The sequence below is a fragment of the Magnetospirillum fulvum genome (assembly GCF_900108475.1).
Taxonomy (GTDB): domain Bacteria; phylum Pseudomonadota; class Alphaproteobacteria; order Rhodospirillales; family Magnetospirillaceae; genus Phaeospirillum; species Phaeospirillum fulvum_A.
On the sequence record NZ_FNWO01000011.1, the window covers coordinates 47,282 to 61,315 of the forward strand.

Consider the following 14,034-nt stretch of genomic DNA (forward strand, 5'->3'; position numbering starts at 1 on the left):
ACGACCTAAACCGCCCGGACCAGCACGATCCGCTTCTTGCCGGCGGCCAGCTTCAGCACGCCGCCGGTCAGATCGGACACGGTGACCGGACGGGTTTCGTCCTCGATCACCGCGTCGTTGAGACGCGCCCCGCCGCCCTTGATCAGCCGCTTGGCTTCGCCGTTCGAGGCAACCAACCCGGTCTTCACCAACAAGGCAAAGGCGGGCAGCCCGGCGGCGAACTCGGACGAAGCCAGCTCGATCGTCGGCAGCGAGTCGGCGGACACCCCTTCCTCGAAGGTCTTGCGCGCCGTCTCGGCGGCCAGGGTGGCGGCGTCGGCCCCGTGGGCCAGCCGGGTGACCTCACCGGCCAGGATTTTCTTCGCCTCGTTGATCTCGGCCCCTTGAAGCGCTTCCAGCCGGGCGATCTCGTCAAGCGGCAATTCGGTGTAGAGACGCAGGAAGCGGCCGACGTCGGCGTCCTCGGTGTTGCGCCAGTACTGCCAGAACTCCCACGGGCTCAGCATGTCGGCATTGAGCCACACCGCGCCATTGGCGGTCTTGCCCATCTTCGCCCCCGAACTGGTGGTCAGCAGCGGGCTGGTCAGGCCGAACAATTCGGCCTGATGGACCCGACGCCCCAGTTCAACACCGTTGACGATGTTGCCCCACTGATCCGAGCCGCCCATCTGGAGGCAGCAGCCACGCCGCGCCCACAATTCGGCATAATCGTAGGCCTGGAGGATCATGTAGTTGAATTCGAGGAAGCTGAGCGCCTGCTCGCGCTCCAGCCGCAGCCGGACCGAATCGAAGGTCAGCATCCGGTTGATGGTGAAATGGCGGCCGTAATCGCGCAGGAAGCCGATATAATTCAGCGAGTCCAGCCAATCGGCGTTGTTAACCATCACCGCGTCGGTGGCGCCCTCGCCAAAGCTGAGGTAACGGTCGAACACCGTGCGGATTCCGGCGATATTGTCGGCGATGTCGTCGTCCGACAGCATCTTGCGGGCGTCGTCGCGTCCGGTGGGATCGCCGATACGGGTGGTGCCGCCGCCCATCAGCACGATCGGCTTGTTGCCGGTCTTCTGCCACCAGCGCAGCAGCATGATCTGCATCAGCGAACCGACATGCAGGCTGCGCGCGGTGGCGTCGAACCCGATATAGCCTGCCGCACTCCCCTGATTCAGGCGCTGATCCAGACCGTCGAGGTCGGTACATTGATGGAGGTAACCGCGCTCGACGACGATGCGAAGGAAATCCGAGGTGGGGGTGCTCATGGCCGCTGATCCGCTTGCTGCCGAAAGCTCGCTCGTTTATCACACTCAGGCTGCGGCGACAATGCGAGGGGATCACAATGCTGGCACTCGGATTGATGAGCGGGACGTCGCTTGACGGGATCGACGCCGCTTTGATCGACACTGATGGCGAGGCGGTCGCCGGGTTCGGCCCCGCTTTGACCCTGCCCTATCCCGAGCCGGTGCGGACCGCCCTGCGCGCCGCCGCCCTGGGCGACGGCCCGGTCGAAGCGGCCGAGGCCGAGATGACCCGGCTGCATGCCGAGGCGGTCGCCCGCCTGCTGAAACAGGCCGGGCTTGGCCCCGACGCCATCGGGGTGATCGGCTTTCACGGCCATACCCTGTCGCACCGCCCCGACCAGGGCCACACCCGCCAGATCGGCGACGGAGCCTGGCTGGCCACCGCCACCGGCATCCGCGTCGTCAACGATTTCCGCTCGGCCGATGTCGCCGCCGGAGGCCAGGGCGCGCCGCTAGTGCCGGTGTTCCACCGCGCCCTGGCCGCCGGGATCGAGACTCCGCTGGCGGTGCTTAATCTGGGCGGCGTCGGCAACGTCACCTGGATCGGCGAAGACGGCGCGATGTCCGCCTTCGATACCGGCCCCGGCAACGCCCTGATCGACGATTGGGCCGCAACCCATACCGGCCAGCCGATCGACCGCGACGGCGCGCTGGCCGGAGCCGGACGGGTCGATCTCGACCGCGTCGCGGTGTTCCTGTCCGATCCCTGGTTCGAGCAGCCGCCGCCGAAATCGCTCGACCGCGACGATTTCGCCCGGTTGGCGGCCAAGCTGACGCGGGGATTGTCGCCCGCCGACGGGGCGGCGACCCTGACCGCCTTTACCGCCGGAGCCGCCGGAGCCGCCGCGTTGCACCTGCCCCAGCCGCCACGGCAATGGCTGGTCACCGGCGGCGGACGGCACAACCCGGTGCTGATGATGGCGTTGCGCCAAATTCTCGACGTCGATGTCCGCCCGGTCGAAGCGGTCGGCTGGGACGGCGACGCGCTGGAAGCCCAGGCGTTCGGCTTCCTGGCGGTGCGGGTGCTGGCCGGACTGCCCACCACCTTCCCCTCGACCACCGGCGCGCCGGAACCTCTGGGCGGCGGCCGAATCTTCACCCCCTGACGGAGTGCCTCGCGATGAAGCGTCTTGCCCTTGCCGCCGTTTGCCTGATCGCGTCGCTGACGGCCGCCCCCGCCCATGCCGACCGCGAAACCGCCCTGGCCGCAATCCGCGCCACCCCCCGCGTCCTCGATGCCCAGATCGACGATCGCGGCAATCTGTGGGCGATCGTGAAAAACGATCAGGTCAGTTGGACCCAGTTCGCCACGGTGCTGTGCGTCGTCGTCCGCCCCCATCAGGCGCGGGTGTTTTCCGCCCGGGTGGTCGATGTCACCTCGGTCGGACGCGGTCGCAAGAGTTCGGAATGGAAAGTGCTCGCCCAAGCCAATTGCGGGGCGCTTTAAGGCCGGTGACGGACGGACGGCTTTCCCCTCGTCTTCCCCGCGGTGGGGGACGACGAGGGGGACAAACAGCCCGGTTCAGCTCATCGCGGCGGCGAGTTCCGGCACGGGAACCGGAGTAACCTGACGCTCGGGGGCGATGTCGGCCAGATAGGATTCGACGATCCCGCCCAATTGATCGAGCTGGGAGCCGAAGAAATGGTTGGCTCCCTCGATGGTGCGGTAGCCGACCCGGATATTGCGCTGGGTCGCCAGTTTGGCCGCCAGTTTGGCGACACTGGCTTCGGGGACCAGATCGTCGGCGGTGCCGTGGACGATCAGCCCCGAGGACGGACAGGGAGCGAGGAAGGTAAAGTCGAACACGTTGGCCGGAGGCGCCACCGAAACGAATCCGTCGATCTCGGGACGGCGCATCAGCAACTGCATCGCGATCCAGGCCCCGAACGAAAAGCCACCGACCCAGCAGGCCGACGCGTTGGGGTTGAAGGATTGCATCCAATCCAGCGCCGAAGCGGCATCCGACAGCTCGCCCTGGCCGTTGTCGAACTTGCCCTGGCTGCGCCCGACGCCACGAAAATTAAACCGCAAGGTCGAGAAGCCCCGCCGCACAAAGGCATGGTACAGGGCATAAACCACCTTGTTGTTCATCGTTCCGCCGTGCTGCGGATGGGGATGAAGCAACAGCGCCAAGGGGGCGCTCGGCGACTTCCCGTGATGATAGCGTCCCTCCAGACGTCCGTCCGGTCCATTGAAAATCACTTCAGGCATGGTTCACCGCAATCATCTCCCTGCCCCGCCGACACTCGATATCCGAGCATTCGAATCGGGGAAAAATACACAAATAACCACCGGCTGGCCGGCCAATCTTGACCTGCCTTGTCGGACATAATATAGTCCGCTGCGATGAGTTGGCGCGCCGGATGGTCTGTCCCCCGACGGCCGGACCGGCCGTCGGGGCGTAGATTAACATATTGAGAGCTATGATTTTCAAGAGGCTTCGCGAAGACATCGAATCGATCCGCACCAGAGATCCCGCAGCGCACTCGCGACTCGAGGTTCTGCTGTGCTACCCGGGTCTTCACGCGGTGACCTTTCACCGCGTCTCCCATTGGTGCTGGACCCGAGGCGCGCGGGTGCTGGGCCGCTTCATCTCGCATGTCGGCCGACTGTTCACCGGGATCGAGATTCATCCGGGCGCCATCGTCGGCCCCCGATTGTTCATCGACCACGGCACCGGCGTCGTGATCGGCGAGACTGCGGTGATCGGCGCCGACGTGACCCTCTATCACGGCGTCACCCTGGGCGGCACCTCGCTCCACAGCGGCAAGCGCCACCCGACCCTGGACGACGGCGTGATCGTCGGATCGGGCGCCCAGGTGCTGGGACCGATCACCGTCGGCAAAGGAGCCAGGATCGGCGCCAACGCGGTGGTGCTGACCGACGTCCCCCCCGGCGTGACGATGGTCGGCATTCCGGCCCGGATGGTGATGCGGCGCAGCAAGGACACCGAGTTCTGCGCCTATGGCCTGCCGGGGGAATCCCTGCCCGACCCGGTGGCCCGCGCCATCGACAGCCTGCGCGGTCAGGTCGCCGGACTGATCGAGCGGGTAACCGAACTGGAAACCGAACTGCATGGACATCCGACGCTGGGCTGTGCCCGGCTGCCCCATCTGGTCGGCGGCGAACAGACCGGACCCGAACCCGGGCCGGATCACACGCGACCGGTCGGCAAGAGCCCGGACCAACCGGCACTGGAGCGGGAGACTGGATCATGAAACTCAGCACCAAGGGGCGGTACGCCGTGATGGCGATGGTCGATCTCGCCAGCCATTCGCGCGGCAATCCGGTCGCGCTGGCCGACATCGCCGAACGCCAGGAAATCTCGCTGTCCTATCTCGAACAATTGTTCGGCAAGCTGCGCAAGGGCGGGCTGGTCAAGAGCGTTCGCGGCCCCGGCGGCGGCTATCTGCTGGCCCGGGTTCCGCAGCAGACCCGCGTCTCCGACATCATCCTGGCGGTCGATGAGCCGATTCAGACCACCCGATGCTCGCCCGGCACCCCGGCCGGCTGTCACAACAACAAAGGCCGCTGCCTGACCCACGATCTGTGGGAGGAACTGGGCAACCAGATTTATCTGTATCTCAGTTCGGTCTCGCTCCACGACATTTGCGAGCGCCGCATTCTCGGCAGTTCGGGGATGTTCCATGGCGGCGACCGCCCCGGCGGCAGCGTCGCGGCGGCGCAATAGAGCCGCAGGCGGCAAAATCGGAAGGATGCACGCGCCGATGAGCGGCACCGCCTATCTCGACTACAATTCCGGCGCTCCGCTGCGGCCCGAGGTGGCGGCGGCGATCGCGGCGGCTTGGGCCGAAGCGGGCAACCCCTCCTCGATCCACGGACCGGGCCGGGCGGCGCGCAAGCGGCTGGAAACGGCGCGGGCCGAGGTCGCCGCCCTGGTCGGAGCCGATCCGCATGGCCTGATCTTCACCTCGGGGGGCACCGAGGCCGACGCCATGATCCTGGCGGGCAGCGGGGCCGAGCGCCTGATCGTTTCGGCGATCGAACATCCCGCCATCGCCGAACCGGCGGAGCGGGCCGGGGCCGCCCTCATTCCGGTTGGGGCCGACGGCATGATCGACCTTGCCGCGCTCGACCGCCTGCTGGCCGAGGATGAGCGCCCGGCACTGGTGTCGGTGATGCTGGCCAACAACGAAACCGGGGTGATCCAGCCGGTGGCCGAAGCGGCCCGTCTGGCCCATGCCCACGGCGCCCGGCTGCATTGCGACGCCGCCCAGGCCGCCGGACGGAGTCCGGTGTCGCTGGCGGCGCTGGGTGCCGATTTCCTCACCCTCTCTGCCCATAAAATGGGCGGCCCTCCCGGAATCGGCGCGTTGGTGCTGGCCGATCCGACATTTCCCCTGGCACCCTTCTTGCTTGGTGGGGGACAGGAAAGCCGCCGCCGGGCCGGAACCGAGAACTTGCCCGGTATCGTCGGCTTTGGTGCCTGCGCAACCTTGGTAGGGGGTGACTTGAGCGATCCCGCCACCACATTGAGATTAAGCGCGATGCGCGACCGGCTGGAACGCGCCGCGCTGGCTAGGTTGCCGCAGGCGATCGCGATCGGGGCGGACTCGCCCCGGCTGGGCAACACGACCTGCCTCGCTTTGGCCGGTATGCCCGGCCGGACCCAGGTGATGGCGCTCGATCTGGCCGGAGTCGCGGTCAGCGCCGGACCGGCCTGCGCCTCGGGACGGCAAGAGGTCAGCCGGGTGCTGACGGCGATGGGCCTGGAGCCCGAGATCGCCGGATCGGCGATCCGGATCAGCCTGGGCTGGGCCAGCCGCGAGGAGGACATCGACCGCTTCCTGGCCGCCTGGACCGATCTGGCCCGGCGCAAGGGCTATACGATTTCGCAGGCCGAAGCCGCCTGACGCAAGGATTTGAAGGAAGGATGAAACCGATGACAGCCCTCGGCCTCAAGACCCCCCCGCTCAGCAGCCCGACCCCGGCCCGGCGAGCCGATGTCCCGGTTTACCTCGATTATCAGGCCACCACGCCGTGTGATCCCCGCGTGGTCGAGGCGATGTTGCCCTGGTTCACCGAGAAATTCGGCAATCCACATTCGCGCAATCACGCCTATGGCTGGGAAGCCGAGGAAGCGGTCGAGCAGGCCCGCGCCCAGATCGCCGCGTTGATCGGGGCCGATGCCAAGGAAATCATCTTCACCTCGGGCGCGACCGAATCGAACAATCTGGCGATTCGGGGCGTCGCGATGTTCCTGAAGGAACGGCGCAACCACGTCGTCACCGTCTCGACCGAGCATAAATGCGTGCTCGACACCTGCCGCCACCTGGAGCAGGAAGGGTTCGAGGTCACCTATCTGCCGGTCGGCACCAACGGGCTGATCGACCTGGCCGAGCTTGAGGCGGCGATCACCGACAAGACCGCGATCGTCTCGGTGATGGGGGTCAATAACGAGATCGGGGTGATCCAGCCGCTGGCCGAGATCGGCGCGCTGTGCCGGGCCAAGGGCGCCCACTTCCATTCCGATTGCGCCCAGGCGGTGGGGAAGATCCCGCTCGACGTCAATGCGATGAACATCGATCTGATGAGCATCTCCGGCCACAAAATCTATGGACCGAAGGGAGTCGGCGCGCTTTATGTCCGCCGCCGCCCCCGCGTCCGGCTGGTGCCGATGATCCATGGCGGCGGCCAGGAACGCGGCATGCGCTCGGGCACGCTGGCGACGCCGCTGTGCGTCGGCCTGGGGTTGGCCTGCGCGCTGGCCCAGGCCGAGATGGCCGAGGAATCCAAGCGTCTGCTGGGCTTGCGCGCCCGCCTGCTGGGTGGTCTGCAACAGCGCCTGCCCGAGATTTACGTCAATGGCGACCTTGACCACCGCGTCCCCGGCAATCTCAACATCTCGTTCGCTTTCGTCGAGGGCGAGGGGCTGATGATGGGGGTCAAAGGGCTGGCGGTGTCGTCGGGCTCGGCCTGCACCTCGGCCTCGCTCGAGCCGTCCTATGTGCTTCGCGCGCTGGGGCTGAACGCCGAGATGGCCCACACCTCGCTGCGGTTCGGCTTTGGCCGCTTCACCACCGACGAGGACATCTCCTACGCGATCGACCACATCGTGACGGCGGTCGAGCACCTGCGCTCGCTCAGCCCGCTGTGGGAAATGCACCAGGAGGGGATCGACGTCAGCTCGGTTCAGTGGGCCGAGCATTAATCGTCTCGCCTCTGCGGCAGATATGCTATAGTTTGGAATCGTTCCGGAGTAATCCTCCGGCGGCACGAAGGAGGACTTCTGATGGCGTACAGCGACAAGGTCATCGACCATTACGAACATCCGCGCAATGTCGGATCGCTCGACAAGGAAGACGACACCGTCGGCACCGGTCTGGTCGGAGCCCCCGCCTGCGGCGACGTGATGAAGCTTCAGATCAAGGTCAGCGCCGAGGGCATCATCGAGGACGCCAAGTTCAAGACCTTCGGGTGCGGTTCGGCGATCGCGTCAAGCTCGCTGGTCACCGAATGGGTCAAGGGCAAGACCCTCGACGAGGCCGGTCAGATCAAGAATACCGACATCGCCCAGGAACTGGCCTTGCCCCCGGTCAAGATTCATTGTTCCGTGCTGGCCGAAGATGCGATCAAGGCCGCCATCGCCGATTACAAGCGCAAGGTCGGCAAAGACGACAGCGCGGCAGCCGAATAGGCTGCCCGCCCCGGCTTTTGGACCACCGCTTTTCCATCCTTGAGGATACCCCCATGCCCGCTGCTCCACTGACCATCACCGACGCCGCCGCACTCCGCGTCCAGGCTTTGCTCGACAAGCGCGGCAAGCCGTCGGCCGGGATTCGTATCGGGGTGCGCTCGAAGGGCTGCTCTGGCCTGTCCTACACCCTGGAATTCGCCGACGAGCGGACCCCCTACGACGAAATCGTCGAGCATAACGGCGTCACCGTCCTGATCGACCCCAAGGCGACGATGTTCATCCTTGGTACCGAAATGGACTTCGTCGAGGACAAGATGCAGTCCGGCTTCGTCTTCCGCAACCCCAACGAGAAAGGCCGCTGCGGCTGTGGGGAATCCTTCCACGTCTGAGGGGCGAGGGCCAACGATGAACCATCCCGCCTCCGCGATCGCGCCCTGTTGGTCCTGCAAGGGTCCTGTCGCCTCCCGCGCCCTGTTCTGCTCGGTCTGCGGCGCGGTCCAGGGACCGGGAATCGTCGATCATTACACCCGGCTCGGGCTGCCCCGCTCGTTCGACATTGATCAGGACGCGCTGGAACGGCAGTATCTCGGCTTGCAACGGCGGGTCCATCCCGACCGCTTCGCCTCGAAATCGCCGCGCGAGAAGGCGTTGTCGCAGGCGCAGGCCACCGCGCTCAACGACGCTCATGACACGCTGAAGGACCCGCTCCGCCGCGCCGCTTATCTGCTCGGCCTGCTGGGAAGCCCGGTCGATCTGACCGCCTGCGGCACCATCAACGACCGCGCCCTGCTGATGGAACAGATGGAGATGCGCGAGGCGCTGGCCGAGGCCGGGACCCGTGAGCGGGTCGCGCAATTGGCAATGGAGGCCGAATCGGCGATGATCGCCTGCCAGTGCGGCATTTCCGCCGCCTTCAACGCCAACGATCTCGATCAGGCCGGTCATCTGGCCATCCGGCTGAAATATCTGTCCCGACTCGCCGAAGAGGCCCGGGCCAAGAAAACCCGCATCACAAGGACGCCCTGAATGCTGTTGCAGTTGCATGAACCCGGCGAGAGTCCCGCTCCGCACGAGCAGGATCGCGGCCTTGCCGTCGGCATTGATCTCGGCACCACCAATTCGGTGGTGGCGCTGGCCCAGGGCGGCGCGGTCGAGGTGTTGCGCGACGGCGACGGTCAGGCGCTGATCCCCTCGGTGGTTCAGTACGACGAAGACGGCAGTGTGATCGTCGGGCGCGAGGCGCGCCGGATGATCCTGGAAAAACCGGAACAGGTGGTCAGTTCGGTCAAGCGGCTGATGGGACGCGGCATCGAGGATTTGAAGTCGCTGGCGGGCACCCTGCCCTTCCGGCTCGACAGCGCCGCCGAGGGCGGCATGGTCCGGCTGCGGGTCGCCGGGCGGACGCTGACCCCGGTCGAGGTCTCGGCCGACATCCTGCGCGCGCTGCGCGCCCGCGCCGAAGAGGCCCAGGGCAAGGACGTCGATCGCGCCGTCATCACCGTTCCGGCCTATTTCGACGACGCCGCCCGCACTGCGACCAAGGACGCCGCCCGGCTGGCCGGGCTTGAAGTCCTGCGTCTGGTCAACGAACCGACCGCTGCCGCGCTGGCCTATGGGCTCGATCACGGGGCCGAGGGGCTGTACGCCGTCTATGATTTGGGCGGCGGCACCTTCGATTTGTCGATCCTGCGGATGGAAAAGGGCGTGTTCCAGGTTCGCGCCACCGGCGGCGACGCCGCGTTGGGCGGCGACGATATCGACCATGCCGTCGCCGAGCATTTCCTGGCCGAGCGCGCCGCGACCCGGGGCGACGTCACCCTGACCGAAGGCGAGGTGATGCAGGCCCTAGCCGCCGCCCGCGTCGCCAAGGAATGCCTATCGACCCAGCGCGAAGGCGACTGGATGATCGAGGTCGGCGGGATCGCCACCCGCCACAGCCTCACCCGCGAGACGCTGGACGCGCTGGCGGCGCCGTGGCTCGACCGGACCGTCGAGATTTGCCGTCAGGTGATCGAGGACGCCGGAATCGACGTCGCCGACATCCAGGGCGTGGTGCTGGTCGGCGGCTCGACCCGGATGCCGCTGGTCCGCAGCTCGGTCAAGGCGCTGTTCGGCCGCGATCCGCTCGCCAACATCAATCCCGACGAAGTCGTCGCCGTCGGCGCGGCGTTGCAGGCCGAGGCGCTGACCGCCGGGTCCGACACCTTGTTGCTCGACGTCACCCCGCTGTCGCTGGGGATCGAGACGATGGGCGGCATCGTCGAAAAGCTGATCCCGCGCAACACCCCGATTCCGGTGGCGATGGCCCAGGAATTCACCACCTATCAGGACGGCCAGACGGCGATGACGATCCACGTCGTCCAGGGCGAACGCGAGATGGTCGATCAGAACCGCTCGCTCGCCCGCTTTGTCCTGCGTGGCATCCCGCCGATGGCCGCCGGGGCGGCGCGGATTCGCGTCACCTTCACCGTCGATGCCGATGGGCTGCTGACCGTCACCGCCAGCGAGGGCAGCACCGGGATCGAGCAGCAGGTCGCGGTCAAGCCGTCCTATGGCCTGACCGAAGACGAAATGGCGACGATGCTGCGCGATTCGCTCGAACATGCGCGCGAGGACATGGACAGCCGCCTGCTGGCCGAGACCGTCGTCGAGGCCCGCCGCTCGGTGCTGGCGGTCCAGGCGGCGCTGGGGGTTGATTCCGACCTCTTGTCGGCGGACGAGCGAAAGGGTATCGATGACGCGATCGCCGAGGTCGAGCGCACCATCGCTTCGTCCGACCGCGACGCCGTCACCGCCGCGATGGACGCGCTGGAGGCCGCCACCAAGACCTTCGCCGAACGGCGGATGGATCGCGGCATCCGTCAGGCCCTGGCCGGGGTCGCGATCGATTCGCTCGACGAGTCCATCGGCGGCTAACTCTTTTCGGATAAAGGCACGCGTCCCATGCCCAAACTGACTTTTATCAATCCCGACGGTTCGCGCACCGAGGTCGATGCCGCCGAAGGTCTGTCGGTGATGGAAGCCGCCCATCGCAATCATGTCGATCTGGAAGGAGCCTGCGAAGGCTCGCTGGCCTGTTCGACCTGTCATGTCGTCGTCGCCAAGGAATGGTACGACAAGATTCCGCCCGCCAGCGAGGACGAGGAAGACATGCTCGACCTCGCCTTCGGGCTGACCGCGACCTCGCGGCTGGGCTGCCAGATCATCGTGACCAAGGACATGGAGGGCTTCACCGTCACCCTGCCCGCCGCGACCCGCAACATGATGGTCGGCAAGAAATAATCCACCCCCGGATGTCCGCCTGGGGGTGGCCCGGCTCCGACGGGGGCGGGGCGGCCCCTGGGCTGCGCCCGCAACCGAACGAACCTCTTGATGCCGTCTTCCGGCCTGAACAGCCTAGATATCGCCAAGCCGCCCCACGCCACCCGCGTCGTGGTGGCGATGTCGGGTGGCGTCGATTCGTCGGCGACGGCAGCACTGTTGCTCGAACAGGGCTATGACGTCGTCGGGGTGACGCTGCGGCTGCACGATCCCGGCCCCGCCGCGATCGGCTGTTGCGGCGGGCGCGACCTTCACGACGCCCGTGCCGTCGCCGACCGTCTCGGCATCCCTCATTACGTCCACGACCTTGAAGCCGAGTTCAAGCGCGACGTCATCGCCCCCTTCGCCGCCGCCTATGCCGCCGGGCGGACCCCGGTGCCGTGCATCGAGTGCAATCGCACCGTCAAGTTCCGCGATCTGCTGGGGCTGGCCCGCGATCTCGGCGGCGACGCCCTGGTCACCGGCCATTATGTCCGCCGCCGCCTGGGCGCGGACGGGCCGGAAATGCTGCGCGGCCGCGACCCCGCCCGCGACCAGAGCTATTTCCTGTTCGCCACCACCCGCGACCAGCTCGATTTCCTGCGCTTTCCGCTGGGCGACATCGACAACAAGGCCGAGACCCGCGCCATCGCCGCCCGCCACGGCCTGACCGTCGCCGCCAAGCCCGACAGCCAGGACATCTGCTTCGTCCCCGACGGCGACCACACCCGGATCGTCAGTGCCCTGTGCCCCGAGGCGGTCCGCCCCGGCGAGATCGTCGATCGCGACGGAATCGTGCTGGGCCGCCATCCCGGCATCATCCATTACACCGTCGGCCAGCGCCGCGGGCTGGGGCTGGGCGGCGGTCCGCCCCTGTATGTGCTGGCGGTCGAGGCCGCTACCGCCCGGGTTGTCGTCGGCCCCCGCGCCGCGCTCGACCAAAGTCGGGTGGCGTTGTCCGGGGTCAACTGGCTGGGCGGGACCGAAACAGAACTGGAAGTTGAGGTCCGAGTCCGCTCGACCCGGCCGCCCGTCCCCGCCCGATTACGCCGTTTGGAGGGGGATCGGGCCGTGGTCACCCTGCATCGGCCGGAGCAGGGCGTCGCCCCCGGCCAAGCTTGCGTTATTTATCAAGGTTCTAGAATGCTGGGCGGCGGCTGGATCGAGCCGCCCGAGGCGATCCTGGAACGCGATTTATAAATTACGCAATATATATACGACTTTAGAATCAAAGTCTGAGTAGTATTACGGATTTCCACAGGTTGGGCAGTTTCAGGTTGCCCGCCTACGGGATTCAGCCTATCTCAGCGATAGGTGGATTTCACCCACACCGGGTGTCTCCCCAAACTATCCATCCAATCCCGCCGTCGTATCTCTCAAGTATAGAGGCGCGGATGAAGACGAGGCCCGAGTATATTATGAACCGTGCCAACGATATCGATCGTCACGTCGGAGCAAGAATTCGCGAACGCCGCATCATGCTCGGTCTTTCTCAGCAGCAGATGGCCGACCTTATTGGCGTGACCTATCAGCAGGCCCACAAATACGAACGCGGCATCAACCGCATTTCCTCTGGTCGCCTGTACGAAATCGCCCAGGCCCTGTCGGTCCCGGTCAATTATTTCTTCGAGGGAATCGACAGCAACCGGGCGTCCGATCTGAATGCCCGTCAGAGAATGTGCCTGGAACTGGCGCGTAATTTCGCCACCATCTCCAACGAGCGGCACCAGGAAGCGCTGTCACAACTCGCCCGCGCCCTCGCCGCCGAGGGCTGAAGCGGCCCACACCGCCATCGCCCGCACCTCCGCCGCCGGATCGAGCCGCAAGCGCTCGACCAGCGGACGAAGCTCTCTCCGGCCGCTATTGCCGATCGCGATCAGCACGGTGACGACGAAGCGGTCGCGCCCGACCCGTTTGACCGGAGTTCCGGCGAACAGGGCGCGAAAGTCCGCCTCGTCCAGTTGGGCGAGATCGCCCAGCCGGGGCAACATCGCCTCGATCCGGGGCAGAAAGTCCGGGCTGGCCGGGATCGAGCGGCGAACCCACGGACAGGCGGCCTGACAGGCATCGCAGCCATAGATCCGGTTCCCCATCCGGGACCGCAACGATTCCGGCATCGGGGCCTTGGCCTCGATGGTGTGATAGGACAGGCACAGACGCGGATCAATCCGGCCGGTCCCGTCCAAGGCCCCGGTCGGGCAAGCCTCGACGCAGGCCCGGCAGGTGCCGCAATGATCGCTTTCGGGCGGATCGGGCGGCAGATCGAGATCGGTCAGCAGTTCGGACAGAAACACCCAGCCGCCAAAACGCCGCGACACCAGCAGGGTGTGCCGCCCCTGCCAACCCAACCCGGCTTGCTGCGCCAGCGGCTTCTCCATCACCGGAGCGGTATCGACGCAGGCGCGCACCTCGGCTCCATAGCCTTCGGCCAGCCAGCGCCCCAGCGCCTTGAGCCGCTTTTTGATCACGTCGTGATAATCGCGGCCACGGGCATAGGCGCAGATCGCGCCGCGATCGGGCAGGCGGGTCGCCGCCTGGGGATCGTCGGGGGGCGCGTGACTGGTCGCCAGCACGATCGCCGTCCGCGCTTGGGGCCACAACGCCTGAGGACGGACACGTCTTTCGGCGGTGTCGGCCAGCCAGTCCATTTCGCCGTGGCGGCCCTCGGCCAAAAAGCCGGTCAGGCCCTCGGACCAGACCGCCAGCCCCGCGACCGGGGCAAAGCCGACATCGCAAAAGCCGAGACGAAGCGCCTGGGCGCGAATCCCGGCCTTCAACTC

16 protein-coding genes are annotated in these 14,034 nt (G+C 66.6%); 13 read left to right on the plus strand and 3 right to left on the minus strand.

Going from position 1 to position 14,034, the window contains the following annotated elements; all coding sequences use genetic code 11:
• Window positions 1–5: 5 nt before the first annotated feature.
• Window positions 6–1,256 carry a tyrosine--tRNA ligase gene (gene tyrS, locus BLW40_RS12820; protein WP_074769190.1) on the minus strand — a complete coding sequence of 417 codons (1,251 nt, stop codon included), beginning with the start codon at window positions 1,254–1,256 and terminating at the stop codon, window positions 6–8.
• Between the two features lie 77 nt (window positions 1,257–1,333).
• Between tyrS and BLW40_RS12825 the strand changes: the two genes are divergently transcribed.
• Complete coding sequence (locus BLW40_RS12825) at window positions 1,334–2,401, plus strand: anhydro-N-acetylmuramic acid kinase (RefSeq protein ID WP_074769192.1); 1,068 nt, start codon at window positions 1,334–1,336, stop codon at window positions 2,399–2,401.
• 14 nt (window positions 2,402–2,415) lie between these two features.
• Window positions 2,416–2,742 carry a hypothetical protein gene (locus tag BLW40_RS12830; RefSeq protein ID WP_074769194.1) on the plus strand — a complete coding sequence of 109 codons (327 nt, stop codon included), beginning with the start codon at window positions 2,416–2,418 and terminating at the stop codon, window positions 2,740–2,742.
• 75 nt (window positions 2,743–2,817) lie between these two features.
• Here BLW40_RS12830 and BLW40_RS12835 read toward each other — a convergent pair whose 3' ends face one another.
• Window positions 2,818–3,507, minus strand: a complete 690-nt coding sequence (locus BLW40_RS12835) for an alpha/beta hydrolase (RefSeq protein WP_074769196.1) — start codon at window positions 3,505–3,507, stop codon at window positions 2,818–2,820.
• A gap of 212 nt (window positions 3,508–3,719) precedes the next feature.
• On the opposite strand from BLW40_RS12835, the gene cysE reads away from it, so the two are divergent.
• From cysE to BLW40_RS12890, 11 genes are all read left to right on the plus strand, one after another.
• Window positions 3,720–4,514, plus strand: coding sequence for a serine O-acetyltransferase (gene cysE, locus BLW40_RS12840; RefSeq protein ID WP_074769198.1), 795 nt, complete (start codon window positions 3,720–3,722; stop codon window positions 4,512–4,514).
• Window positions 4,511–4,987, plus strand: coding sequence for an Rrf2 family transcriptional regulator (locus tag BLW40_RS12845; RefSeq protein ID WP_074769200.1), 477 nt, complete (start codon window positions 4,511–4,513; stop codon window positions 4,985–4,987). The genes cysE and BLW40_RS12845 overlap by 4 nt, the downstream gene beginning before the upstream one ends.
• A 37-nt stretch (window positions 4,988–5,024) precedes the next feature.
• A complete protein-coding gene (locus BLW40_RS12850) occupies window positions 5,025–6,170 on the plus strand; it encodes a cysteine desulfurase family protein (protein ID WP_074769397.1) in 1,146 nt (381 codons plus the stop codon).
• 29 nt (window positions 6,171–6,199) lie between these two features.
• Entirely contained in the window at window positions 6,200–7,468 is a 1,269-nt protein-coding gene (locus BLW40_RS12855) for an IscS subfamily cysteine desulfurase (RefSeq protein WP_074769399.1), read from the plus strand.
• Between the two features lie 81 nt (window positions 7,469–7,549).
• The gene (gene iscU / locus BLW40_RS12860; RefSeq protein WP_074769202.1) at window positions 7,550–7,954 is read left to right on the plus strand and encodes a Fe-S cluster assembly scaffold IscU; all 405 of its coding nucleotides are present in this window, start codon (window positions 7,550–7,552) and stop codon (window positions 7,952–7,954) included.
• Between the two features lie 53 nt (window positions 7,955–8,007).
• Window positions 8,008–8,343: a HesB/IscA family protein gene (locus BLW40_RS12865; RefSeq protein ID WP_074769204.1), complete on the plus strand. Its 336-nt coding sequence runs from the start codon at window positions 8,008–8,010 to the stop codon at window positions 8,341–8,343.
• A 16-nt stretch (window positions 8,344–8,359) separates the two neighbouring features.
• Complete coding sequence (hscB, locus tag BLW40_RS12870; protein ID WP_074769206.1) at window positions 8,360–8,980, plus strand: Fe-S protein assembly co-chaperone HscB; 621 nt, start codon at window positions 8,360–8,362, stop codon at window positions 8,978–8,980.
• The gene (gene hscA, locus BLW40_RS12875; protein ID WP_074769208.1) at window positions 8,981–10,870 is read left to right on the plus strand and encodes a Fe-S protein assembly chaperone HscA; all 1,890 of its coding nucleotides are present in this window, start codon (window positions 8,981–8,983) and stop codon (window positions 10,868–10,870) included.
• Window positions 10,871–10,897: 27 nt separating this feature from the next.
• Entirely contained in the window at window positions 10,898–11,236 is a 339-nt protein-coding gene (locus BLW40_RS12880; protein WP_074769210.1) for a ferredoxin family 2Fe-2S iron-sulfur cluster binding protein, read from the plus strand.
• Between the two features lie 105 nt (window positions 11,237–11,341).
• A complete protein-coding gene (gene mnmA / locus BLW40_RS12885; protein WP_170834580.1) occupies window positions 11,342–12,454 on the plus strand; it encodes a tRNA 2-thiouridine(34) synthase MnmA in 1,113 nt (370 codons plus the stop codon).
• 194 nt (window positions 12,455–12,648) lie between these two features.
• Complete coding sequence (locus tag BLW40_RS12890; protein WP_074769214.1) at window positions 12,649–13,029, plus strand: helix-turn-helix domain-containing protein; 381 nt, start codon at window positions 12,649–12,651, stop codon at window positions 13,027–13,029.
• Here the strand turns inward: BLW40_RS12890 and queG are convergent.
• Window positions 12,994–14,031, minus strand: a complete 1,038-nt coding sequence (gene queG, locus BLW40_RS12895; RefSeq protein ID WP_244511186.1) for a tRNA epoxyqueuosine(34) reductase QueG — start codon at window positions 14,029–14,031, stop codon at window positions 12,994–12,996. The two genes, BLW40_RS12890 and queG, sit on opposite strands and share 36 nt — an antisense overlap.
• Between the last annotated feature and the right edge of the window lie 3 nt (window positions 14,032–14,034).